The sequence below is a fragment of the Paraburkholderia sp. BR13439 genome (assembly GCF_040948805.1).
GTDB lineage: Bacteria > Pseudomonadota > Gammaproteobacteria > Burkholderiales > Burkholderiaceae > Paraburkholderia > Paraburkholderia youngii.
The window spans coordinates 201,139-224,547 of record NZ_JBFPKN010000009.1 but is presented as its reverse complement, the minus strand read 5'-3'; the positions used below and the strand labels follow the sequence as shown (position 1 = coordinate 224,547).

Below are 23,409 nucleotides of genomic sequence, written 5' to 3'. Positions count from 1 at the left end.
CAGTGGGCTTTCATCACACGGTCATCGCTTCAGTACGCCACATAAGGCCCCTTCCCACCCGGCGTCGACTGCTGCTCGATCGCCGCATAGACGTTGCGGCCATAAAAGAACGGCAGCCCCCAATCGAACACCGTCGATGTCACGAACGCCGGTCCCGCGAGCAGCGGCAATGCCGAGTCGCCGCTATAAGTCTGCGCGATCGACATCGCATTGCCGACGCTGAACGTTACCGCGCTCGTCGTGCCGTTCACACCTTCGATCATCGCGCTCAACTGCTGCGTCGAGCTCGGGCAGTAATACGCGCTGTTCGGGCTCGCGCAGGCCGGCATCGAGGTGGTCTGAAAGAAGAGTCCCGTCGAGCCGCTGTCCACGATGCTGCGCGTGTACGTGGTGCCGTTCTGCACCGTCGTGAACGTGCCGTTCGACGGACTCACGCCAATCACCTGCGCCGCGCCGAGCGCATTGTTACCCTGCGTGCCGATGCCGAACACGAGTTGCCCCGACACCGATGGCGCACCGCCCGACACGGTCGGCAGACTGAGCACCGAGCCGTTGTTGTCGGTCGCGAAGTACGGCACCGGATTGGCGACCTGATACGTCTCCGCGAGCGGTATCGACGTGCAGTTGGTGCCGCTGCAACCGTAGTAGGTCGCGGGAATCGCCTGCTGCACGCAGCTCGCGCCGCAGTCGTGCTTGAACACGCCGATGCCGAGAATGCCGTTCGCCTGCAAGCTGGCCTGCGTATTGCGCGGCGCGCCGACGGCCGCGCAATCGCCCGGCAGCGATGCGTAGCCCGGATCGATCAGCTGGATTGGCAGCGACGCGGCTTTCTCGCCGGCGATCTGCACATCGGCGAGCTTCACTGCGCCCCACGTATAGCCGTCGAAGAACTGCATGCATTCGGCGACGGAATTGCCCGCGCCGTCCTTCTGCTGCGGCAAGCTCATCGACGCCGGCAGTTGCGATGCGAACACGCGCACGCCCCACGAGCCGGTATCGACCAGCACGTGATCGATCGTCTGGCAATTACCGGTGCCGGGCGCGCAGATCGTGATGCTGACGAACGGCATGTTCGGCACGTTGCTGATGCCCGAGTCGACCGTCACGCGCACCGCGTTGGCGGCCAGCACCTGCGGCGACGGCGACGTATTGGTCACGGTCGAACCCGATGAGCCGGTCGAACTCCCGGACGAGCTCGAATTGGCCGTGGTGCTCGCGCTGCCGCCATCACCACCCCCGCCGCCGCACGCGCTCAACAGCAGCGCCAGAACCACGACGGGCGTCGCGCCAAGCCGAGTCATCCACGAAGACCTGGATCGCATATTCGCCCCGTTATTGAATGACGCTGACATCGACGCCGCCCGGCACCGCCTGCGGCAGATACGCGTAGCCGGTGAAGGCGCGCAGATGGCCGCTCGAGAACACTACGAGATCGCTGTTCGACACCGCGAGCGGCACGCCGCGACGCGTCGCGCTGGCGGCGACGTAGGCGTCGAACGATGCGCCGAGCATCGCCTTCAGATCGGGCAGCGTCGGGCCCTCCCACGCGACGCCGAACACGATGCCGTTGGCCGCCACGAATTCGCGCACCTGGGTGCCGGACGGCAGCGTCAGCGCGTGCACCGAATAGGCGCCCTGTGCGCTGGCCGCATGAGCGACTGCGTGCAGGCGCGTCTGATCGCCGTCGACGGTGCTGGCGTTCTGGCCGAGCGTCGCGTGCGCGGCGAACGGCAACGCGCAGCATGCCCCGAGCACTGCGCAGGCAATGCGGGTAAGAAGCTTCGGATTCAAGAGATTTCCTTCGAGGTGAAAACGCGAAACGAGGGGCGCGCACCTCACCGGCTGAACCGGGTTGCCTTCACGCCGGTTGGGCTGCGTGAATGCGTCTACGGAAAGGCGGGGCGAAACTTTAAGTCAGGAGAATGGCGCGCGGCAATCGTTTGCTGCGCGACTTTGAACCTTTGGAGGTTCGTGGATCGTTCGACTACGTTTGATTAGTGCGGACAAAGTCTTTTGGCGACAATGCCTTCGGTTTTCTTCTGATATTTAGAACCAGCAGGCTGCCGAAATTTTGGCCGTCACGCGTTGATGCTGTGAATGAAGGCAGCGTTTTTTATCGATGTAAGCGTCTACCGAATAACGGGCAAAAAAATGCGGAGGGCTTGACGGCCCTCCGCGACGTAGATCGTTCGGAACTCGCGGCGTGCGCTACTTCTTCTGCTGAAGAAGCGACTTCAGCTCCTGCACATTCTCCTCTACGCGTTTCGCGATCACCGCATACGACTCCGCCTGCGTCTGATACGCGGCTTGCGCGAGCTGCTGCATATCGGCGAGCGATTTGTGCAGGCTCTGCTGGATCAGCTCCGCGGTTTTGCTCGACGGCGCGGCGCCGGCCGCGGTGAGTTGCGCAGTCAGCGCCTGCAACTCGCCCAGCGTGCTGCGCAGCATCTCGGCCTGTTTCTGCGCGAGCGACTGCATCCCCTGGAATGCTGTCTGATTCGCCTGAACCAGCGCTTCCATGTCCTTGCGGCGTGCTTCCATGATGGCGGGTACGTCGAAGCCGGGGAGCTTGAACTGTTCCAGCATTTTGGTCAGATCGCCAAACGGATTGGCTGCATCGGGTCGGTCCATGCGAAATCCTCCTTGCGGTTGAAGACTCATCGCCTCTGCGCCGCCCGCACCAGGCGCGACGCCGATGCCGGCGGCTGCGTGTGCCGCGCGTGCCGCCACGGCGACGTGCTTTTGGGGGTCGCACGGCACATCGCAGCAATCATGCGCTATCCGGCTGCGTTGCGCCAGCGCCGCGCACCCTGACGCAAACGCGTGCGCGATGACGGGCGTCGCGTCGAGATGTATGCGCGTGCTTCGAAAGGCTCGGAAAGTTACTGAATGGCTTTCGTAACCCGGCGGATCAGCGTGTCGACTATCGTTTCGAGGAGCCGGTCCATCGTGGCGCCGGCGCTGTTTTCGCTGGGAGCGACATCATGAGAAAAGCAATCCTCAGCGCGGCCGTGGCCGCGGTTCTTGGCATCATCGCGACGACCGCGCTTGCCGACGACGGCATGCCACCGCCCCCGCCCGCCGTGATGCGCGACGGCGGTCCGCGCGGCGACGGGCCGCCGGGGCATGATCCGATGATGGGTCATCCGAGTCCAGCTTTCGCGGTGATCAACGATCTCGAACAACTGCGCCGTCTGTATGCGCTGAGCGGCCGTCAAGGCGAGATCGTCGCGGTCTACCACGACGTGTTGAACAAGACCCACGACCCGATGCTGCGCCACTACGTGTACGACTCGCTGGCGCGCGAGCAGCTGAAGCCCGCCAATCCCGAGCAAGCTATCGCGACACTGCGCACGAGTCTCGCCGAAGATCTCGCTGCGGTGAACAAGGCGCCGCATGGCACGCCGCCGGGTCTGCCAGCCGCGCAAGCGCAATAAATCTTCGTCGCGAATTGCGAATGGAGCGCCGCGCCACGCGGCGCTTTTTTGCGCCGAAGCATGCCAGCGCAATCGAGCGAACGGTCCACCGCTGGCTCTCGCCGATGGGTGGAAGCGCTCCCGCAGCCCCGCTACGCGCGGCTATGCGGGACTTCGTTGCCTGTCCCACATTGTCGCTTCACTGACGCTTTTCATCTTCCGTCAGGTGATTACGATAGGAGCTCCGCAACGTCAGGACAGGGTGATGGAATGCGCTATCCGATGGACATGGCCATTGCCGCCGCCCTGCTCGTGTTCGTGCTGTGCTGCATCGTCAAGCTCGCTTTGAACTGATCGGCGGCCCGACGTCCGCGCCTTCTCTCTTCTTCATCCCGCTCCCCGCCGTTTCGTGTCGTGCTTCGCCGCGCCTCCCCGCGCTTCGCGGCTTCATGTCGCCATGACATCGCTCGAAATAATTGTTGAATGGAGTTCGGCGGGCCGCTCGCCCATACTTCGTTCGCTGCCGGTGCGTGACGAATCACAGACGCATGAGATCGAAAGGCTTCACGTGCGAATCCCTTCGCCGATGATCGACGATCCCACGGTTGCCCGATCATCGGCGATGGACTCGAAGCCACTGGCACCGCGTGCCGACGACAGGATCATCATGTTGACTTCAGTGAACTTCATCAAAAAGAACGCCGCCCGTTTCACCTGCATGGCACTCGTGTGCGGCAGCGCGCTGCTGAGCGGCTGCGCCGGCGCCAGCGTCACGAATCTGAGCGCGACGAGCACGTCCGCGACGGCCGACGCAGGCACGCAGTCGACGATGCATCCTGACACGATCTACGTGTACACGTTCGATGCCGATCCGCAGCAGGTCAAGCTCGATAACAGCGGCATGCTGCAGAAACTGAAGACGCAGATGTCGGGTTCGTCGGACGCGCAAAAGCAGGTTGCCGATGCCAACAAGGTGCGCGAGCAGGTCGCCGACGAGATCGTCCATCGGCTGCAGGCGATGGGTCTGCACGCGGTGCGCACCGACGCGCCGGTGCCCGCCGGCCAGAACGTGCTGCTCGTGCAAGGCAGCTTCGAGACGATCGACGCCGGCAATCGCCGCCGCCGCACGCTGATCGGGCTCGGCGCGGGCAAGAGCGAGGTGAGCAGCGCGGTGCAGATCGTCTACCAACCCGCCGTGGGCGCGCCGCGCGTCGTGCAGAGCTTCACGGCCAACGCGGACAGCGGCAAGATGCCGGGCATGGTCGAAACCGCCGGCGTCGGCGCGGCGGCCGGCACCGTCGCGACCGCGGCAGCGGCCGGCGCGGGCCTGCACGGCGTGACCGAAACGAAGCGCGCGGGCGTGTCGGACGATGCCAAGCGCCTCGCCGATGCGGTCGCGAAACAGATCGCGCAGTTCGGTGTCGAAGCCGGCTGGATGCCGGCCGCGCGGAAGAGCTGAGCGGTTGAGCGCGGCGGGCTGCGCGCCCGACTGAAAAGCGCGGTTGACAAGCGCGGCGGTGTGGAGAGCTGTCCACGCCGCCGCGTTTTTTATCGACGCGAGCGCCGTCTTCACCCGCGCCACAGCCCTCGCAACAATGCGAGCAGCGCGGCAGGCGCGGTGCCCTTCTGGCAATAGCCGTCGAAATTGTGACGCTCGCGGCCGGTTTCCCTCACATGATCTTCGTCCAGCGACGTGAACGCGACGATGCCGAGGCTGTGCGTCGGCAGATAGCGGCGCAGCGCGCTCGCCGTTTCGTAGCCGTCGCGCTCCGGCATCATGATGTCGAGTACGACGACGTCGGGAACCCAGTTGCGCACGCAGCGCAGCGCCGCCGTGCAGCCGGTCGCGGCGCGCGCCTCGACGCCCTCGTAGGACAGCCAGGTGGCAAGCGCTTCGGCGGCGCTCTCGTTGTCGTCGACGACGAGCACGCGCGGCACGTCGTGCAATAGCTGGACCTCTCGGGCGCTCCATCTCTGGCAGGTAGTCGAATTTCGTGACATGTATGGCGGCCTGCGGTTAAACCTTTGGCGGGTAGCAAACGCTGTACCGTCCTCGCGGTGCCGTCAAACCCGCGCATCACGGCGTCATGACGCCATCAGAAACACCCACTTTTGCCATCTGTTCTGTAAATCGTCGCAGTTCTTCCGCAGTTCTTCAATAGGAACGATTCGCATTTGAACGATAAATCGGGCCGGACCTTTCGTTCCTCGCGCGGACCGTACCTGATCCACGGTGCGCCGCGTACGTTCCTGTTGTCGGTCAGCACCGACTTCTGATCGTCAGACGCGATGTCGGTCGCCTGTGCCGGGCGACTCGCATGCATGACTAAAACGCTGCCAGGCTTTCGGGCCTGGCAGCGTTTTAGCATTTACGCGCGAATTGAACGGCGTGGCACCGCCCCGCGTCACTCGACCGGCGGCTCGCCTTCGGGTTTCTTCTTCGGCCGCTGCGCATCGGCGGCGCGCTGCGGCAGCTTGCTCTTTTCGTTATCGCTGTGCTTGACGGGCTGGGGATGATTGAACTGTTCGTCGACGACTTTCATGGTGTGCCTCCGTGCCAACGCAACGCAACCCAACTCTCAACTCAACACAAACAACACAACGCTCATGAATGTTCGGCGGACCGCTCGGTCTCGCCCGTGCCTGCGACTGCGGCCGGCGCACCGGCTGCCGCGCCCATCGTCACCAGCACACTGCACGTCACGCGATCGAGCAGCAGCCCGTCGTGCCGGCCACCCCACCATCGCGCGAGTCCGTGACTGCGGCGATGACCGACGACGACCAGATCGACCTTCAGATCGTTGGCGAAAAACGGAATCTCGTCGAGTGGTTCGCCGATCGCGAGATGACCGGTCGCGCGAATTCCGCGTGCGGCGAGTTTCTGCAAGCCCTCGTTGAGCAGCGCTTTGGCGGATTCGTTGATGAAATCGACCGGCACCGCGGACGTGATGTCCGCGCCCTGCATCCACGCCGTATTGTTGAGCACGGAAAGCAGGTGCACTTCCGCGTTCAGGTCTTGCGCTAGAGCGGCACCGTCCTTCAATGCGTGTTGTCCTTCGCGTGTTCCGTCGTAACAGAGAAGAATGCGCTTGAAGCTCGACATGAGAACCTCCTTGCGCCGCGCGGCAAGTCATCAATTAATTATATGTCAGTTCGTGACATATACGGCGCGACACCGATACATGCAAATACCTACAGAAACGCCGTTAAAGCAGGCACTATTCGCGAGGTTCTGTGACCAACCGAATCCCTGCCCTGGAATAGCGAAATGCGCCGGAACCGTGTCATGATGATCGGCCCTTCGGCGTCGAACGGTCCGCCGCTGCCGATCGCGATCGCCGACGCCAATGGCTTCAGCACGGCGACCTTCGGCGACATTTTGCTCTTGCCAAACAGGATCGCCTCGATCGCTTCGGGAATACCGTGCCCGCGAATCTGCTCCGATCCGAAGCGCGCCATGAGCCCGACGAGCAGACCGCCGACTACAGGCACGACGATCACCCACAGCCCTAGGGTATGACTGCGCGGCGAGCGGTCCGCGATCGACAGCGTCTGAAAGAAGAACAGGTTGGTGAAAAAGCGGATCAGGTGCAGCAGGAAGTCCGCGGCGAAGGTGCTCAACAGGCCGACCACGGCGGCAATCACCGTGATTCGCAGAAGCCGGGTATCGGTGGCGAAGTCGCCTTTTGACGCGTGGGTCTGCACTGCCGCTCCTCATGGTCGGATCGAGATAGGGAATGGGTGTGCCGTCGTAACAGCATCGCGCACGCATTAGCCGTACCTGAATGCATGCGGTTGCTCGGCGCGGCGATCAGGAACGCCGCGCTATGACTCCGGCCACAGAAAGAAAACATGAGCAGCGTTTGCCGCGGGATCGACGGGCAAACCATGGCTGTGCGACCGAGCGGTCCATGCCTCGTGCGGCGAACCGTTCGGCCATTTCACGAGCACCACCGCTCCACTGGACAACTGGTCGACAACGGTGTCGCCATACACGCCGATCACGCTGCTTCGCACCTCGGTGTCGCGCGACGCGGCACATGGGTCGCGCATCGGCTGCTGGTATCGGCCGGTTTCCTGCTCGGGTGAGAACGCGTGGGCAAGCGGAACGGCGCAAACCGAAATAAGGAGGATTGCGAAGCGTCGACGCGACGTCAATCGTTTCATCGCGATTCCCTCGACGAACTACAGCCCCCAGATGATGTCGGCGTCCGAGTCACGCGCCGCACGCATCATGTCCAGAAACGGCCACGCGCGCTGCGATAGCCGGTTGCGCGACTCGCGTTGATTACTGGTTGAACAGTGCAATGCTTCGAGGGTCGTTTCCGCGGCCGCGTCTTCGGTGATGGCGGCTTCGAGACGATCGATCGCATGGACCAGCTCGTCGTGACTGATGACGCCCCGCTCGCCGAGCCGCTTGCCGATCAGGCCCAGCAGATATTGCGCGAGATCCCTCAGCATGACGACATCCGGCGACGCTGTTGATTGAAATGTGATCATCATGATGGCTCCCTTATCGGTCTATCAGGCAACCGGCCAACGAGTGCTCCCAATCGGTCTGCCATCATTTTATATCACAGCGTGATAAAAAAGAACGTGCGGATCGGTGTTTGGAGCCAGGCTGAAGAAGGTCGGGCGCGCACACGACTGTCTGCGATATGCGACAGATTTCGCGCGCGGCGTGGGGGTTGGAGAACTTTTTATATCATATTGAAATATAATCATGACCAGACTGTATTCGCGTTGCCAGGGTTTCCCCGGTAATGTCGGGCCCGGCATCATCGACTACTTTCCGCCCCTATCTTGTCCCGCTCTCCTGCTCTCGGCTGGCTTGCCAGCTTTCTCCCCGCACCGGTCACCGTGAAATGGCACGAGCGTGCGCGTTCGTGCCTCGGCGCGCTGCTGGGCATCGCGTTCACCGGCGGTCTGATGTATCTGCTGCTCGGTCCCGCCGCAAACATTCCGCTGCTGGTCGCGCCGATGGGCGCCTCCGCCGTGCTGCTGTTTGCGGTCCCCGCGAGCCCGCTCGCGCAGCCGTGGTCGATCATCGGCGGCAACCTCGTGTCCGCGACGGTCGGCGTGACCTGCGCGATGCTGATTGGCGATCCGACGCTGGCGGCCGCCCTCGCGGTGGCGCTGTCGATCTCCGGCATGTTCGCGCTGCGCTGCGTGCACCCGCCGTCGGGCGCGGTCGCGTTGACCGCGGTGCTGGGCGGCCCGGTCATTCATGCGCTCGGCTACCGCTTCGTGCTCGAACCGATCGCGATCCAGTCAGCCGCGCTGCTGTTCGCGGCGCTCGTCTATCACGCGGCAACCGGCCACCGCTACCCGCATGCGGGACGCCAGGACCGCGCGCCGCCGAACCAGGCCGCCGACGAAGCCGCGCGCGTCGGCTTCACCCGCGACGACGTCAAAGCCGTGCTTCGACGCCGTGACGAAATGCTCGACATCGGCACTGACGACCTCTATTCGTTGCTGCGCGAAACGCAGTTACAGGCCTTCTCGCGCAGCTTCGACGAACTGCGCTGCGAAGACGTGATGTCGCGCCATGTCGTGTCGGTGTCGCCGGGCACGCGCGCCGCCGCCGCATGGGAGCTGTTCAGGCGCCACAACGTGAAGGCGCTGCCGGTCGTCGATGTGAAGCAGAAGCTGCTTGGCATCGTCACGCGCGCCGATTTCGTCGACAGGAAAAGCTTCGGCGCGCTCGGTCCGATCCTGAACTACTTCGACGGCTGGCTGCGCGGCGATGCGCTTCGCACGTCGAACGTCGGCAGCTTGATGACCACCGACGTGTGCACCGTCGGCGCCTCCGATCCGATCACGGAATTGGTGCCGATGTTCGCGAACTACGGGCACCACCACGTGCCGGTGCTCGATCGCGGGGGGCGCGTGGTCGGCATGATCACGCAGGTGGACCTGATCTCCGGCCTGTACCGGCAGACCGCCACCCAAGCCCGCAAGGCGGCCTGATTTTCAGTTAAAAGAGCAAGGAGACCTGCCGCGGGATGCCGTTGCCACGGCCGTAATCCCCCTAAATACGTCATGCCGTGATATATTTTCCGTTTCTTCACATCGGCGGATATCCCATGAAAGTACGGACTCGCAAGCTCGTCAAGAGCGATTTCGAGCAGTTGTCGGAGTTTCGCTACCAGATGCGGCGCTTCGAGCGCTTCTCGGAGCAGGCCGCGCAGAACGAGGGCATCACGCCGTTGCAATACCTGTTGTTGCTGCATATCAAGGGCTATCCCGAGCGCGACTGGGCGACCGTCGGCGAACTCGCGGAGCGTCTGCAGGCGCAACATCACGGCGTCGTCGCACTGGTATCGCGCTGCGAGGCACTGAGTCTCGTGCGCCGCCAGGTCAGCGAAACCGATCGTCGCCAGGTTGAAGTACACATCGAAAAAGCGGGAGAACGGGTACTCGAGCGGCTCGCGGAACTGCATCGCGCCGAATTGAGATCGCTCGAAGGCTCCTTCCAGATTCCTCAGATCGACCTCGACTAACCATGAGCATGGATTCCCACAAGCGCGACTTCGCGGCGAATGCGCGACTGCCCGGCATTTTCGCGCTCGCCGCGTGCATCGGCCTCGTCAGTACGTTTGCCGCCTTTGTTCTGCTGAACCTGATTCACCTGTTCACCAACCTGTTTTTCTTCGGCACGCTGTCGTTCGTCGACCGCTCGCCCGCCACCAATACGCTCGGCATCTGGGTGATCGGCGTGCCGGTGATCGGCGGCTTGATCGTTGGACTGATGGCGCGCTTTGGCTCCGAAAAAATTCGCGGACACGGCATTCCCGAGGCGATCGAAGCGATCCTGTTCGGCAAGAGCAAGATGTCGCCGAAAGTGGCCGTGCTCAAGCCGTTGTCGTCAGGCGTCGTGATCGGCAGCGGCGGGCCGTTCGGCGCGGAAGGCCCGATCATCATGACCGGCGGCGCGCTCGGCTCGCTGATCGCGCAGTGCGTGAAGGTCACGTCGGCGGAGCGCAAGACGCTGCTCGTGGCCGGCGCCGCGGCCGGCATGACCGCGGTGTTCGGCACGCCGCTCGCGGCCGTGCTGCTCGCGGTCGAGCTGCTGCTGTTCGAATGGCGCCCTCGCAGCTTCCTGCCGGTCGCGGTGGCCTGCGCGGTCGCCGGCTTCGCTCGCGCGATTTTCTTCGGTACAGGTCCGCTGTTTCCGCTGCAGACCGCCGCGCCCGATGGCTGGTCCCTGCTGTCGTGCGCGGTCGCGGGCGTGTTGTCGGGCGCGCTTGCGTCCGGCCTGTCCGCCACGCTCTACAAAGTGGAAGACCTGTTCGGCAAGCTGCCGATCCACTGGATGTGGTGGCCCGCGCTAGGCGGCATCGTCGTCGGCATTGGCGGCTGGCTCGAACCGCGCGCGCTCGGCGTCGGTTACGACGTGATCGGCGATCTGCTGCATCAGCATATTGCGGTGCAGGTCGCGCTTTTGCTGCTCACCGTGAAGGCTGTGATGTGGGTCATCGCGCTCGGCTCGGGCACGTCGGGCGGTGTGCTCGCACCGCTGCTGATGCTCGGCGCCGGACTCGGCACGGTGCTCGCGCACTGGCTGCCGGGCAGCGAGCCGGCGCTGTGGCCGCTCGTCTGCATGGCCGCGACGCTTGGCGCCACGCTCGGCGCGCCGCTCACGGCCATCGTGTTCGCGTTCGGCCTCACGCACGACGCGAACGCGCTGCTGCCTCTGCTGACCGCAACGCTGATCGCGCACGGCTTCTCCACGGTGGTGATGCGGCGCTCGATCATGACCGAGAAAATCGCGCGACGCGGTTATCACATCTATCGCGAGTACGGCGTCGATCCGCTCGAGCGCCACTATGTCGACGAAGTGATGACCGCCTCGGTCGAATCGGTCGATGCCGCCACGACGGTCGGCGCAACGCTGCAGACGCTGTTCGGCGCGAACCAGCTGCGCCGCGCGTATCCGGTGGTGCGCGACGGCGCGGTGATCGGCGTGGCCGACCGCCCGTTGCTCGAACGCTTCTGCGCCGAGGACACGGAGCGCAAGCGCGCGATGACCCTCGCCGACGTGTTCGCCCAGCACAACACCGCGTTTGCGTTGTCATCCGAGACCTGCCGGCTCGTGGCGACGCGGCTCGCAGTGCTAGGGCTCGAACGCCTGCCAGTGGTCGCCGATGGCAACAGCATGCGTCTGATCGGAATCGTGTCGCGCAGCGATCTGATCAAGCCGTCGCTCGCTCACTTCGAAGAGGAACACAAACGGGAGCGGTTCCGTCGTATCGGGCCGTCGCTCGGCAAGCGGCGCTTCGCGCCGGTTCGTAAAACCAGCTAAAAGACCGCTGCAATAGTCAAAGGCCGAGCCCCGCGAGGGCCTCGGCCTTTTTATTCGCGCATGCAGCTATTTGCCCGCGCCACGCGACTCGACGCAACCCAGCACGAGCGTGTCGCCCGATTTCGCGCCCGGACCCAGCGCCGCGGTATGAAAGTCCGCGTCGTCGCAATGCCATTCGGCGTGGAAGTCGCGTGGGCATGCCAGCGTCGTGCCGCCTTTGTGCAGCCCGGGCAGCGGGTAATCGCAGGTTTCCCGTCCGTTGCAATGACGCTCGAGCTCGCGAGTCAGGTTGCCGCGCGGCGCGCCGCAATTCCCGCCATAGGTGCCCGATACGATCGTGATCGCGCGCATGGGCGCGTCGGCGTTGGCAGACACCATGAATACACCGCTTGCTAGCGCCAGCACGGCAGGAAGGATTCCACTGAGGAAAATCCGTCCGCGCGGTGAAGTTTCCATCGGCCTGGTCACTTTTCACCTCCGTTCCCGCTACAGGCGACGCTGAACCGAAACACGCCGCCTATATCCAGGTATAGAGGAAAGAGCCAAGCGCTGCCACACAAAAACCCATGACTACAGGCAATCGCGGCAAAACCCGTTATTCGAGCGCCTTGTCGTTCGGCTGCGCGTAAAGCTGCTTCAGCGAATCGCTCATCGGAAAGTCGAAGCTGATGTTCTTCGGCGGCACCGGCTTGACGAACCAACGGTCGTACATCGTGTGGATTTCGGGTCCTTTCATCACCTGTTCGAGCGTGTCGTCGACGAGCTTTCTGAACTCGGGATCGTCGCGGCGCAACATGAAGCCATACGCTTCCGACGATTGCGGCGTGCCGGTGATGATCCAGTCCGACGGCTTGGCGGTCAGCGTGCGCGTGCCGGCCAGCAACACGTCATCCATCATGTACGCGACGGCACGGCCGCTTTCGAGCGTGAGGCGCCCTTCGCCGTAATCCTTCGCGCTGATGATCTGCATGTTCATCTTCTTGTCTTCGTTCATCTTGCGCAGGATGCGCTCGGACGTCGTGCCTTGATTGGTCACCACCGTCTTGCCCGCGAGATCCGGGAAGTCCTTGATGCCGGAGTCCTTGCGCGTCAGAAGACGTGTCGTCGCGACGAAGAACGTGTCGCCGAAGCTCACCTGGCTCTGGCGCGCGGCGAGATTGGTCGTCACGCCGCATTCGAGATCGACCGTGCCGTTCTGTACGAGCGGGATGCGATTCTGTGAGGTGACCGGGATGAAGCGAACCTTGAGGTCCGGACGCTTTGTTTTCGTCTTCACCGCATCGATGATCTTGTTGCACAGGTCCTGCGAAAAGCCGATCACGTCGTTGTTCGCATCGACGTAGGAAAACGGCACCGAGGTCTCGCGATGGCCAATCGCGATCACGCCGCTTTGCTGGATCTTCGCGAGCGTGGACGTCGTGTCCTGCGCGAACGCGGCAGTACTCACCGCTGTTGCCGCCACGAGCACGGCAACAGCGGACCAATTCATCACTTTCATAGGTATCTCCGATCGTGCTGCAGGTTCCTGATGGATGGCGGGCTGCTGTGCCAGCCGTCTACATATGTTGCCATTAAAAAAATACTTGCAACATATGTTAACTACCGAGTGTCGACACGCCGTGCAACGGCGTTGTCCGCTCATCAATTCATCATAGATCCGTACCGGACACCATTTTCAAAACCGTACAGGTACTGTACCGGGACCTATCGCTAGAATGAGCTTCACCGTTTCTGTTGGCGACACCGGAGCCCATCCCCCATGTCTTTCGTCACTCTCAGCGCGCTGCCCGCCGGCATTCTGTTCGCGCTCGTCACCTCGATCACGCCCGGTCCGAACAACACGATGCTGCTCGCATCGGGCGTCAATTTCGGCTTTCGCCGCACGCTGCCGCATCTGTCCGGCATCAGCGTCGGCGTGGTGCTGTTGATGTTGTCGGTCGGCGTCGGCCTCGGCGAAGCGTTCGTGCACTTTCCCGTGCTGTACACGGTGCTCGAAGTCGTCAGCGTTGCTTATCTGCTGTATCTGGCGTGGAAGATCGGCACGTCGGGCGAGCTGAAGCTCAGGAACGGCGAGCGCCGTCCGATGCGCTTTCACGAGGCAATCGCGTTTCAGTGGGTCAATCCGAAGGCGTGGATGATGGTGCTGACCGCCGCGACGACGATTCATCTGAGCAACAGCTTCGGCATCAACGCCGTTGCAATGGCCGCGGTGTTCTATGTGATCGGCTTTCCGTGCATCTGCGTGTGGGCTGGTTTCGGCACGGCGATGCGCGAGGTGCTGTCGAACCCGAAACGGCTGCGCATCTTCAACGTCGCGATGGCGCTGCTGCTCGTGGGATCGTTGTATCCGATCGCGCTGAAGCTGTTCGGGCACGGCGGCTGAGCTTCCGACGCGCCGCCGCGTCTACCACGCCCCCTGCCCGACCCTCTCGATGAAGCGCCACAACGCGTCGTCGGTCGAATACGGCGCGTTGAAGCGGAACCACGCGCTCGGCGCGTCGTCGGGACGGAAGTAGGAGCCCGGCGCGAGCCAGATGCCATGCGCGAGCGCGGCGGTCGCGACCTCGGCGGCTTGCTCCGCTTCGATCGGCAGACGCGCCAGCATGAAGAGCCCCGCGCGCGGCCGATGAAACACCTCGAGCCCAAGCGCGTCGAGCCGTTCTTCGAGTGCCACGTGCGCGAGCTTCAGCCGCTCGTTGACCATCTCGACGTGGCGCGCGTAACGCCCTTCCACCAGCACCTTGTCGACGATCCGCTCGATCGTTTCCGACGACGTCAGTCCCACCGCCATCTTCGTGCGCGCGAGCTCGCGCAGCACCGCCTGCTCGGCCACCACGTAGCCGCAGCGCAGCGACGGCGTCACCGTCTTCGAAAAGCCGCCGACGTGCAACACGCGCTGCAAGCCCTCCATCGCCGCCAGCAGCGGCGCGCCGGCCGGCGCGAGTTCGCGGCTCACGTCGTCCTCGATCACCCAGATGCGTTCGCGCTCGGCGATCTGCAGCAAGCGGAACGCGGCCGACATGCCGAAGGTCGCGCCGGTCGGATTCTGCAGCGTGGTGTTGACGAAGACCGCCTTCGGCTTGTGCCGCGCGACCAGCGTTTCGAGAACATCAGTATCGACGCCCGCCGGCGTGCGCGGCACGCCATGCACGACCAGCCCGGCGAGCTTCAGGATCTGCAGCAGGTTGCAGTAGCCGGGGTCCTCGACGATGACCGCATCGCCTGCGCGCAGCAGCGTGCGCACGATCAGATCGAGTCCCTGCGTCGCGCCCTGCGTGAGCAGCACGTTCGCGACGTCGACCGGCAGCCCGCGCCGATCGAGTTGTTCGGCGATGCGCTCGCGCAGCGGCGCGAAGCCGTACGGATGGCCGTAGTCGCCGAGACGCGCGGCCGGCACCCGGCTCAGCGCACGCAGCGAGTGCTGCAGGCCGCTCTCGTTGGTCCATTCGCTCGGCAGCCAGCCGCAGCCCGCCTTGATCGGCACCGAGTGATCGGCGAACACGTCGGACAGCAGCCATGTCGCGGTCAGGCTCGGCGGCGTCCAATCGGCGACAGCCGCGCGCGCGGACGGCGAGCGCGCCGCCACCCGATAGCCGGAGCCGCGCCGCGCGACCACGAGCCCCATCGACACCAGCCGGTTGTACGCCTCGGTCACCGTGAAGGTGCTCAGCGCGTGGCTTTGCGCAAGCTGCCGCACCGACGGCAGCAGCGCGCCGGCGCGCAGCGATTGCGCATCGATCGCGCGCGCGAAGCCTTGCACGACCTGTTCGACGAGCGTCGGCGCCGCACGCCGGTCGCGTTGAAGGTCCAGTTCGATCATGTTTTGGGCGAGAAACCAGAAAAAAAGACCAAGCGTGGACCGCTCCGCCTACCGAGACAGTTCGCGCGAATCCACCAGCACAGTTGGCACCACACTTCGTCAACTGTTTATGCCGCCATTAAACCGCGAGGACTACAGTTTGGCTACGCTCAAAGCCCTCAACCGACACCCACTTCGAGGAGATGCCATGACTTCGCGCCCCGTCATCGACGATCTGTCGTCCTTCTGGATGCCCTTCACCGCCAACCGCCAGTTCAAGGCCGCGCCGCGCCTGCTGGAATCGGCGAAGGGCATGTACTACCGAAGCACCGACGGGCGCGAGATTCTGGACGGCTGCGCGGGACTGTGGTGCGTGAACGCGGGCCACAGCCGCGATGAAATCGTCGCCGCGATCACGCAGCAGCTGTCGACGCTCGACTTCGCGCCGACCTTCCAGATGGGCCACCCGCTCGCGTTCGAAGCGGCGGCGAAGGTTGCCGAGCTGATGCCGGAAGGGCTCGACCGCATTTTCTTCACGAACTCGGGCTCCGAATCGGTCGACACAGCGCTGAAGATCGCGCTCGCCTACCATCGCGCGCGCGGCGAAGCTCAGCGCACGCGTCTGATCGGCCGCGAGCGCGGCTATCACGGCGTCGGCTTCGGCGGCATTTCGGTCGGCGGCATCGCACCGAATCGCAAGACGTTCTCGGGCGCGCTGCTGCCGGCGGTCGATCACCTGCCGCACACGCACAACCTCGAACACAACGCGTTCGCGAAGGGCCAGCCCGCATGGGGCGCGCATCTGGCCGAGGAATTGGAGCGCATCGTCGCGCTTCACGACGCTTCGACGATCGCCGCGGTGATCGTCGAACCGGTGGCCGGCTCGACCGGCGTGCTGATTCCGCCGCAAGGCTATCTGCAGAAGCTGCGCGAGATCTGCACGAAGCACGGCATCCTGCTGATCTTCGACGAGGTGATCACCGGCTTTGGCCGTCTCGGCAACGCGACCGCGAGCGAACACTTCGGCGTCACGCCGGACCTGATCACCTTGGCGAAGGCGATCAACAACGCGTCGATTCCGATGGGCGCAGTCGCTGCGAGCCGCACGATCCATGACGCGGTCGTCGGCAGCGGCGCGCCGGGCGCGATCGAGCTGTTCCACGGCTACACGTACTCGGCGCATCCGGCCGCGGCCGCGGCCGCGATCGCGACGCTCGACCTGTACCGCCGCGACCAGCTGTTCGAGCGCGCGGCCAGCCTCGCGCCGACGTTCGAAGCCGCCGCGCATGGGCTGCGCGGCGCGAAGCATGTGAAGGACGTGCGCAATCTCGGCCTCGTCGCGGGCATCGAACTGGAATCGCGCGACGGCGCGCCGGGCGCGCGCGCTTATGAGGCGTTCGTCAAATGCTTCGAGGCGGGCGTGCTGATCCGCTTCACCGGCGACATCCTCGCGTTCTCGCCGCCGCTGATCATCGACGAAGAGCAGATCGCGCGGCTCTTCCGCACGGTTGGCGAGGTGCTGGCGACGGTGCAGTAAGAAGGCGGGCAAGCCCGCCAGCGGGCGACAACGAAAGAGCGGCGGCACGCCCATGCGTGCGCCGCTCTTTTCTATTGCCGCCGCTGTGCGAGCCGCGAGCTCAGTGATGCGCGCGCGCCGCCCGCGTTTGCGCGGCCTTTTTCGCGGCAGCGGAGCGTCCAGCCGCGCCTTTGGTCGCCGCGGCCTTCTTGGCTGCGGCCGAGCGGCTCGCGGCAGGCCGCTTGGCCGCCGCCGACTTCGCCTGCTTCGACATCGCCGCCGACGACGCCCCGGCCTTGCTCTCGCGCTTGAGCACGCTCTCCGACACACGCGAGCGTTTAGCGCTCGACTCCTTGCTCGCGCTCTTCTTCGCAGCGCCGACTTGCTTGCCCGCCGCACTGTCCTTCTGCGCTTTCTTGCGGGTCGCCTCGCTCGTGGCGCCCTTCTTCGGCGGCTTCAGGTCGACACCGGCGCGCCGCGCCTCGGACAGCCCGATCGCGATCGCCTGCTTCGGCGAGCGCACGCCGTGCTTGCCGGCGCGGACCTTGTCCACCTGTTCCTTGACGAACTCTCCCGCTTGGGTACTCGCTGATTTGCCCGCGCGTTTATCGGCCGCGGCACGCTTCAAGGTTTTCTGCTCTGGCATGACGGTTCTCCGGTTGTGGGTGAGGCTCTTATGGTTCAGCAACGAGCGTGCCGCAACGCCCATCCGCGTCTTGGTCCGGCGGCAGTAACGGGCGGGACTCGCGTGCGTCGGCGGGACGGCGTATGGTTGTGGACATGGGACGGGAGTCAGCGCCGAGGCGCCGACTCAAATCGACCGCTTGCACGGAGACAGCCATGAAGATAGTTACGGTTCGCGCTGGCGCACATATCGAGGGCGTGCACTGGATCGCCGAGTACGTCGAAGACGTCCACGAAATTCGCGTGTTTCGCGAGGGGCAGGAAGTGGACGTGCACAACGCGCCGTCCACCCTGTTCGGCGATGAAGAAAACGCGGGCTCGAAAAACACCGCCGATCATCGCGCGATGGAAGCGGCCGTGCTCGCTTATCTGAAGCGCTTCGTCATGGAGCACGACGCGGAAGAGTAGGTTTCACCGGCGGCAGAAGCCGCTGCTGAAACGCCTTTACCAACAGTCACGCGGCTATCTCGCGGCAGTCACGACGGACCGCCGCGCGCCGCGTCCTCAATCCGCCGCCCGCAGTTTTTTCACCTCGGCGTCCGATGGCTGCACGCTCGCGCCATCCACATAGCGGTACGACGTCATCACACCCTTGCCGTCCTTCACGCCGGTCACGCCGACATACGCGCCCATCGTCGACTGATTGTCCTGCGCGCGGTACGTGATCGGACCGAACGGCGTCTGCACGTTGAGCCCCTTGAACGCGGCGGCGAGTTTGTCCGCATCGGTCGAACCCGCCTTCTTGATGCCGTCCGCAATCGACATCAGCGCCGAATAGCCGACCACCGAGCCCAACCGCGGATAGTCGTGATATTTGGCCCGATACGCGTCGACGAACTGCTTGTTCGCGGCGGTATCGATCGAATACCACGGGTAGCCGGTGACGATCCAGCCGGTCGGCGCTTCGGCGCCGAGCGGATCGAGGTAGTCGGGTTCGCCGGTCAAGAGCGACACCACCGCGCGATCCTTGAAGAGCCCGCGCGTATTACCCTCGCGCACGAACTTGCCGAGGTCGGCGGCAAACAGCACGTTGAAGATCGCGTCCGGCTTCGCGTCGGCGATCGCCTGGGTCACGGCGCCCGCGTCGACGTTGCCGAGCGGCGTCGCCTGTTCGACGACGAACTGCACGTCCGGCTGAGCGGCCGTCAGCAGCTTCTTGAAGGTCGCCACCGCCGATTGCCCGTACTCGTAGTTCGGATACACGATCGCCCAGCGCTTCTTTTTCAGCTTCGCGGCCTCGGGCACCAGCATCGCGACCTGCATATAGGTCGAAGGACGCAGACGATACGTGTATTTGTTGCCATCGGCCCAGACGATCTTGTCGGTCAGCGGTTCGGCGGCGAGGAAGAAGATCTTCTTCTGCTTCGCGAAGTCGGCGAGCGCGAGGCCGGTGTTCGACAGGAAGCCGCCGAACAGCAGCTGCACCTGCTCACGCGCGATCAGCTCCTGCGCGACGCGGATCGTGTCGCCGGGGTTGCCGCCGTCGTCGCGCGAAATCACTTCGAGCTGCTTGCCGAGCACGCCGCCCGCCGCGTTCACCTGCTCGAGCGCGAGATTCCAGCCTTGCCTGTAAGGCCCGAGAAAGGCGGGCTGCGCCTTGTAGCTATTAATCTCGCCGATCTTGATGGTCTGCTCGGCGCTCGCGCCGAGCGCGGCAAACGAGCACACGGTCGACACCATGAGGCGAGAGATCCATCCTGCGCGCGTGGTCATGCGTTACTCCGAATCAAAAAGGAATGGTGGGTTTTGTCAGACGTGCGAACGGGCGGACGGGCAAGCGCGCGGACCTGCGCACCTGCCGCGGCGGCTCATTGCTCGCGCGGTTCCGCGCGGATTCTGGCCACGTTCGCGGCGACGACCGGCCATGCCGGCTCGCCGCCCACGAACTGCGCGCGCAGGTACGACACTAGCTCGGCGACCTGGGCGTCGTTCAAACTATCGCGGTAAGCCGGCATCGTACCGAGTTCGGGCCGCGCAGGCGAGCCGATGCCGTCGAGAGTCACGCGAATCAGGTTGTCCGGCGCCGCGCGTTCGCCAATCGCCGGCGCCATCGGCCTATCCTTCCGCCGACATTACCGGATGAATTCACACGCTCAGATAAGCGCGCCTCACCGTTTCGTTCCGTGCGAGCTCGCCGATCGTGCCGCTGAAACGGATTTGCCCTTTTTCGAGCACATACGCGCGGTCGCTGACCAACTCGGCGAAGTGCAGATTCTGTTCCGACAGCAGAATGGATAGCCCTTCGCGCTTCAGTTCGAGAATCATGTTCGCCATCTGCTCGACGATCACCGGCGCGACGCCTTCGGACGGTTCGTCGAGCAACACCAGATACGGATTGCCCATCAGCGTGCGTGACACGGTCAGCATCTGCCGCTCGCCGCCGCTCATCTGGCCGCCGGGGCGCTTCGGCATTTCGCCGAGATTCGGAAACAGGCGGAACAGCTTTTCTGGCGTCCATTGCGGCGCGCCTTCGCGCGGCGGCTGGCGGCCGGTGTCGAGGTTCTCCATCACCGACAGATCCGCGAACACGCGGCGGTCCTCGGGCACGAAGCCGACGCCCATGCGCGCGATCTTGTACGGCGCAAGCGCACTGATGTTCTGGCCGCGAAACGTGACTTCGCCGTGGCGGTGCGGCAGCAGTCCCATCACCGCTTTCATCGTCGTCGATTTGCCGGCGCCGTTGCGGCCCATCAGCGCGACCACTTCGCCACGGCCGACTTCGAGGTCGACGTCGAACAGGATGTGCGCGCGGCCGTAGAACGCATTGAGGCCGCAGACTTTCAGCATCGGTTCGCTCATTGCTGCGCTCCGCGGCCATTCTGCGCATTGCCGTCCGCGTGCTGCAGCGCCGCGTGCGGCCGGAACATCTTGCCCGTGCCGAAATAGACTTCCTGCACGCGCGGGTCGTTGCGGATCGTATCGCCGTCGCCTTCGGCGATCAGCTTGCCGCGCGCGAGCACGATCATCCGGTCGGCGTGTGCGAATACGACGTCCATGCTGTGCTCGGTAAACAACACGCCGATCTTGTGTTCCGTCACCAAACGCCTGGTCAACGCCATCAATTCGTTGCGCTCCTTCGGCGCCATGCCGGCGGTCGGTTCGTCCATCAACAGCAGCTTCGGCCGGTTCGCGAGCGCGATCGCGAGTTCGACGCGCTTCACGTCGCCATACGCGAGCACCCCGCACGCGCGTTTCGCGTGCTCGCTCATGCCGACCTGTTCGAGCAGCGCGAACGCTTCGTCGGCATAGCGCGAGCCCGCTGGTTTCCAGAGACCGAAGGTCTTTTTTTCGCGCGACACCAGCGCCATCTGCACGTTTTCAAGCACCGTCATCGAGTTGAACGTCGCGGCGATCTGGAACGTGCGGCCGACGCCGCGCCGCCAGATATCGCGCGGCCGCATGCCGACGAGTTCATGACCGTCGAGCAGGATCGATCCCGACGACGGCTGCAACTGACCGTTGACCATGTTGAAACAGGTCGATTTGCCCGCGCCGTTGGGGCCGAGCAGCGCCAGCAGTTGACCGGCTTCGAGCTCGAACGAAACGTCATCGACCGCCTTCAGTCCTCCGAACGATCGCGACAGACCGCTCACGCGCAGCAGGCTCATAGGCCCTCCTTGACCGCGGCGGTCCGTTGCGATGGCGACGCGGCGCCGCCGTTGGACTTATCGGCCTGATCGTCGTTCGTGTCGCCGAAACGCTCGCGAATGAAGCCGACGATTCCCTGCGGAAACGCGATCACCAGCAGCAGGATCGCGAAGCCGAGCAGCGCCTGCCAGTAGTCGGTCTGTCGCGCGACCGTGTCCTGCAGCCACGTGAACACGGCCGCGCCGACGATCGGCCCGCTCAAGGTCTGCAAGCCGCCGAGCAGCACCATCACGAGGCCATCGACCGAGCGGCTCACGCTGATCACTTCGGGCGATATATTGCCCTTCGAAAACGCGTACAGCGATCCGGCGAGTCCGCAGAACAACGCCGCGATCACGAACGACGCCCACTGCACGCGCTTCACGTCGATGCCGATCGCCTCGGCGCGCAGCGCGGAATCGCGCGACGCGCGCATCGCGTAGCCGAGCGGCGAGAACAGCATGCGGCGCAACAGCCCCACGCCGAGCACCGCGCACGCTAGCGTCAGGTAGTAGAACGCGACCGGCGACGACAGCCAGTTCGACGGCCATAGTCCGAGAATGCCGTTGCTGCCGCCCGTCACATCGTCCCACTGGAACACGACCGACCAGACGATCTGCGCGAACGCGAGCGTCAGCATCGCCAGATAGACGCCGGACAGGAGCACGCAGAACCAGCCGAACACGAGCGCGCCGACCACCGCGAGCAGCGGCCCGAGCAGCAACGCGGCTTCCATCGGCAGATTCAGCACTTTGAGAAACAGCGCCGCGCCGTATGCACCGAGTCCGAAGTACGCGGCATGGCCGAACGAATGCAGACCGCCCGGGCCCATGATGAAATGCAGGCTCGTCGCGAACAGCACCGCGATCAGGATTTCGACGAGCAGCACCGGCATATACGGAAACGCGTTGGCCGCGAGCGGCGCCAGAACGAGCACTAGCAACACGACGGCGGCGAGCCACTTCAGACGCTTGCCCGCGGGACGCAATGGCGCTTCCGGCGCACCCATCGCGCGCACCGCGGCACTTGCGCGGCCGAGCAGCCCCCAAGGCCGCACCACCAGCACGACCGCCATCACGACGAATTCGGCCACCAACGTAAAGCGGCTCAGCGACAAACCGACGCCGAAGATCGTCACATGGCCGATGCCAATGCACAGCGCCTTGATCTCGGCGATCAGCAACGCCGCGATGAACGCGCCCGGAATCGAACCCATGCCGCCGACCACGACGACCACGAACGCGTTGCCGATCGTCTCCAGATCGAGCGACAGGTTCGCCGACATGCGCGGCCCTTGCAGCGCGCCGCCCAGTCCCGCCAGAAACGCGCCGATGAAGAACACGCCGGTAAACAGCCATGCCTGATTGATGCCGAGCGCGCCGAGCATCTCGCGATCCTGCGTTGCGGCGCGCACCAGCGTGCCCCAACGCGTGCGCGTCAACGCGTACCACAGCAGCAGCAAGACGACGGGACCGATCACGATCAGTGCGATGTCGTAAGTGGGCAGCGGATGGCCGAGAAAGTCGACCGCGCCCGCGAGATGCGGCGCGCGCGGACCGAACAGGTCGTCGGGGCCCCAAAGCCAGAGCGCGGCGTCGCGAAAGATCAGCACGAGCGCAAAGGTGGCGAGCAGATGGAACAGCTCGGGCGCCTGATAGATACGCCGCAGCACCGCGATTTCGACGAGCGCGCCCAGCACCGCGACCGCGAGCGCGGCCGCCAGCACCGACAGCCAGAAGCCGCCCGCGGTTTGGCCAAAGCGGCTCGCGACGCTGTACGCGACGTAGATGCCGAACATATAGAACGAGCCATGCGCAAAGTTGACGATGCGCGTCACGCCGAAGATCAACGACAAACCGGCAGCGACCAGAAACAGCGTCGACGCGTCGGCGAGTCCATTGACCAGTTGTACCAGCAGATTCGAAAGCATCGTGACCCTCGGCAGCTCGCCGAACGGCGCGCGCGACATGCGCTGCGGCCCGATCGACGGACGTTGCAGCGCGGGCGGCACCATGCGCGCCCGCGTCAAAGGCAGCACACTACCAGCGAAACAACCCGCGCA

24 protein-coding genes and 2 pseudogenes are annotated in these 23,409 nt (G+C 64.5%); 8 read left to right on the top strand and 18 right to left on the bottom strand.

Features of this window, described 5'->3' with window-relative positions:
• Window positions 1-29: 29 nt before the first annotated feature.
• The 3 genes from AB3X96_RS19820 to phaP all read right to left on the bottom strand — a co-directional run bounded on the left by AB3X96_RS19820 (window position 30) and on the right by phaP (window position 2,631).
• Window positions 30-1,301, bottom strand: coding sequence for a DUF3443 domain-containing protein (locus AB3X96_RS19820; protein WP_368590998.1), 1,272 nt, complete (start codon window positions 1,299-1,301; stop codon window positions 30-32).
• A 31-nt stretch (window positions 1,302-1,332) separates the two neighbouring features.
• The gene (locus AB3X96_RS19815) at window positions 1,333-1,791 is read right to left on the bottom strand and encodes a DUF2844 domain-containing protein (RefSeq protein ID WP_368590997.1); all 459 of its coding nucleotides are present in this window, start codon (window positions 1,789-1,791) and stop codon (window positions 1,333-1,335) included.
• 417 nt (window positions 1,792-2,208) lie between these two features.
• On the bottom strand, window positions 2,209-2,631 hold the full coding sequence (phaP, locus tag AB3X96_RS19810; protein ID WP_368590996.1) for a TIGR01841 family phasin: 423 nt from the start codon (window positions 2,629-2,631) through the stop codon (window positions 2,209-2,211).
• Between the two features lie 353 nt (window positions 2,632-2,984).
• On the opposite strand from phaP, the gene AB3X96_RS19805 reads away from it, so the two are divergent.
• Complete coding sequence (locus AB3X96_RS19805; RefSeq protein ID WP_368590995.1) at window positions 2,985-3,437, top strand: hypothetical protein; 453 nt, start codon at window positions 2,985-2,987, stop codon at window positions 3,435-3,437.
• Between the two features lie 646 nt (window positions 3,438-4,083).
• The gene (locus tag AB3X96_RS19800; RefSeq protein ID WP_368590994.1) at window positions 4,084-4,875 is read left to right on the top strand and encodes a DUF4410 domain-containing protein; all 792 of its coding nucleotides are present in this window, start codon (window positions 4,084-4,086) and stop codon (window positions 4,873-4,875) included.
• 110 nt (window positions 4,876-4,985) lie between these two features.
• On the opposite strand, the gene AB3X96_RS19795 is transcribed toward AB3X96_RS19800, so the two are convergent.
• The 6 genes and pseudogenes from AB3X96_RS19795 to AB3X96_RS19770 form a co-directional block, all read right to left on the bottom strand.
• On the bottom strand, window positions 4,986-5,417 hold the full coding sequence (locus AB3X96_RS19795) for a response regulator (protein WP_176106654.1): 432 nt from the start codon (window positions 5,415-5,417) through the stop codon (window positions 4,986-4,988).
• A gap of 404 nt (window positions 5,418-5,821) precedes the next feature.
• Window positions 5,822-5,959 (bottom strand): hypothetical protein, encoded by a 138-nt coding sequence (locus AB3X96_RS19790; protein ID WP_013092287.1) that lies wholly within the window; start codon window positions 5,957-5,959, stop codon window positions 5,822-5,824.
• A 62-nt stretch (window positions 5,960-6,021) separates the two neighbouring features.
• Window positions 6,022-6,519 (bottom strand): universal stress protein, encoded by a 498-nt coding sequence (locus tag AB3X96_RS19785; RefSeq protein ID WP_176106655.1) that lies wholly within the window; start codon window positions 6,517-6,519, stop codon window positions 6,022-6,024.
• A gap of 179 nt (window positions 6,520-6,698) precedes the next feature.
• Window positions 6,699-7,121 (bottom strand): annotated as a pseudogene (locus AB3X96_RS19780) (chloride channel protein); the annotation flags it as partial.
• 120 nt (window positions 7,122-7,241) lie between these two features.
• Window positions 7,242-7,583 carry a hypothetical protein gene (locus AB3X96_RS19775; RefSeq protein WP_368590993.1) on the bottom strand — a complete coding sequence of 114 codons (342 nt, stop codon included), beginning with the start codon at window positions 7,581-7,583 and terminating at the stop codon, window positions 7,242-7,244.
• Between the two features lie 18 nt (window positions 7,584-7,601).
• Window positions 7,602-7,919 carry a DUF1840 domain-containing protein gene (locus AB3X96_RS19770; protein WP_368590992.1) on the bottom strand — a complete coding sequence of 106 codons (318 nt, stop codon included), beginning with the start codon at window positions 7,917-7,919 and terminating at the stop codon, window positions 7,602-7,604.
• 300 nt (window positions 7,920-8,219) lie between these two features.
• Between AB3X96_RS19770 and AB3X96_RS19765 the strand changes: the two genes are divergently transcribed.
• From AB3X96_RS19765 to AB3X96_RS19755, 3 genes are all read left to right on the top strand, one after another.
• Window positions 8,220-9,386 carry an HPP family protein gene (locus tag AB3X96_RS19765; protein WP_368590991.1) on the top strand — a complete coding sequence of 389 codons (1,167 nt, stop codon included), beginning with the start codon at window positions 8,220-8,222 and terminating at the stop codon, window positions 9,384-9,386.
• A 116-nt stretch (window positions 9,387-9,502) separates the two neighbouring features.
• Window positions 9,503-9,919 (top strand): MarR family winged helix-turn-helix transcriptional regulator, encoded by a 417-nt coding sequence (locus AB3X96_RS19760; protein ID WP_176106657.1) that lies wholly within the window; start codon window positions 9,503-9,505, stop codon window positions 9,917-9,919.
• Window positions 9,920-9,921: 2 nt separating this feature from the next.
• Window positions 9,922-11,721 carry a chloride channel protein gene (locus AB3X96_RS19755; RefSeq protein ID WP_368590990.1) on the top strand — a complete coding sequence of 600 codons (1,800 nt, stop codon included), beginning with the start codon at window positions 9,922-9,924 and terminating at the stop codon, window positions 11,719-11,721.
• Window positions 11,722-11,787: 66 nt separating this feature from the next.
• Here AB3X96_RS19755 and AB3X96_RS19750 read toward each other — a convergent pair whose 3' ends face one another.
• Together AB3X96_RS19750 and AB3X96_RS19745 are read right to left on the bottom strand one after the other, a co-directional pair.
• The gene (locus AB3X96_RS19750; RefSeq protein ID WP_368590989.1) at window positions 11,788-12,099 is read right to left on the bottom strand and encodes a hypothetical protein; all 312 of its coding nucleotides are present in this window, start codon (window positions 12,097-12,099) and stop codon (window positions 11,788-11,790) included.
• A 217-nt stretch (window positions 12,100-12,316) separates the two neighbouring features.
• The gene (locus tag AB3X96_RS19745; RefSeq protein WP_368590988.1) at window positions 12,317-13,219 is read right to left on the bottom strand and encodes a glutamate/aspartate ABC transporter substrate-binding protein; all 903 of its coding nucleotides are present in this window, start codon (window positions 13,217-13,219) and stop codon (window positions 12,317-12,319) included.
• 261 nt (window positions 13,220-13,480) lie between these two features.
• On the opposite strand from AB3X96_RS19745, the gene AB3X96_RS19740 reads away from it, so the two are divergent.
• The gene (locus tag AB3X96_RS19740; protein WP_368590987.1) at window positions 13,481-14,104 is read left to right on the top strand and encodes a LysE family translocator; all 624 of its coding nucleotides are present in this window, start codon (window positions 13,481-13,483) and stop codon (window positions 14,102-14,104) included.
• Window positions 14,105-14,125: 21 nt separating this feature from the next.
• Here the strand turns inward: AB3X96_RS19740 and AB3X96_RS19735 are convergent, their stop codons facing one another.
• On the bottom strand, window positions 14,126-15,541 hold the full coding sequence (locus AB3X96_RS19735; protein WP_368590986.1) for a PLP-dependent aminotransferase family protein: 1,416 nt from the start codon (window positions 15,539-15,541) through the stop codon (window positions 14,126-14,128).
• Window positions 15,542-15,728: 187 nt separating this feature from the next.
• On the opposite strand from AB3X96_RS19735, the gene AB3X96_RS19730 reads away from it, so the two are divergent.
• Window positions 15,729-17,057, top strand: a complete 1,329-nt coding sequence (locus AB3X96_RS19730; RefSeq protein WP_368590985.1) for an aspartate aminotransferase family protein — start codon at window positions 15,729-15,731, stop codon at window positions 17,055-17,057.
• Between the two features lie 100 nt (window positions 17,058-17,157).
• Here AB3X96_RS19730 and AB3X96_RS19725 read toward each other — a convergent pair whose 3' ends face one another.
• Window positions 17,158-17,682: a DUF6496 domain-containing protein gene (locus AB3X96_RS19725; RefSeq protein WP_368590984.1), complete on the bottom strand. Its 525-nt coding sequence runs from the start codon at window positions 17,680-17,682 to the stop codon at window positions 17,158-17,160.
• A gap of 194 nt (window positions 17,683-17,876) precedes the next feature.
• Here AB3X96_RS19725 and AB3X96_RS19720 point away from each other — a divergent pair, with 194 nt between their 5' ends.
• On the top strand, window positions 17,877-18,128 hold the full coding sequence (locus AB3X96_RS19720) for a hypothetical protein (RefSeq protein WP_176125892.1): 252 nt from the start codon (window positions 17,877-17,879) through the stop codon (window positions 18,126-18,128).
• A 96-nt stretch (window positions 18,129-18,224) separates the two neighbouring features.
• Here AB3X96_RS19720 and AB3X96_RS19715 read toward each other — a convergent pair whose 3' ends face one another.
• The 5 genes and pseudogenes from AB3X96_RS19715 to AB3X96_RS19695 form a co-directional block, all read right to left on the bottom strand.
• Window positions 18,225-19,433 carry an ABC transporter substrate-binding protein gene (locus AB3X96_RS19715; protein WP_368590983.1) on the bottom strand — a complete coding sequence of 403 codons (1,209 nt, stop codon included), beginning with the start codon at window positions 19,431-19,433 and terminating at the stop codon, window positions 18,225-18,227.
• Window positions 19,434-19,528: 95 nt separating this feature from the next.
• Window positions 19,529-19,741 (bottom strand): annotated as a pseudogene (locus tag AB3X96_RS19710) (cytochrome c); the annotation flags it as partial.
• 64 nt (window positions 19,742-19,805) lie between these two features.
• Window positions 19,806-20,519, bottom strand: a complete 714-nt coding sequence (locus AB3X96_RS19705; protein WP_368590982.1) for an ABC transporter ATP-binding protein — start codon at window positions 20,517-20,519, stop codon at window positions 19,806-19,808.
• Window positions 20,516-21,328, bottom strand: a complete 813-nt coding sequence (locus AB3X96_RS19700; RefSeq protein ID WP_368590981.1) for an ABC transporter ATP-binding protein — start codon at window positions 21,326-21,328, stop codon at window positions 20,516-20,518. Before AB3X96_RS19700 ends, AB3X96_RS19705 begins: the two co-directional genes overlap by 4 nt.
• Complete coding sequence (locus AB3X96_RS19695) at window positions 21,325-23,277, bottom strand: ABC transporter permease (protein WP_368591069.1); 1,953 nt, start codon at window positions 23,275-23,277, stop codon at window positions 21,325-21,327. Before AB3X96_RS19695 ends, AB3X96_RS19700 begins: the two co-directional genes overlap by 4 nt.
• Between the last annotated feature and the right edge of the window lie 132 nt (window positions 23,278-23,409).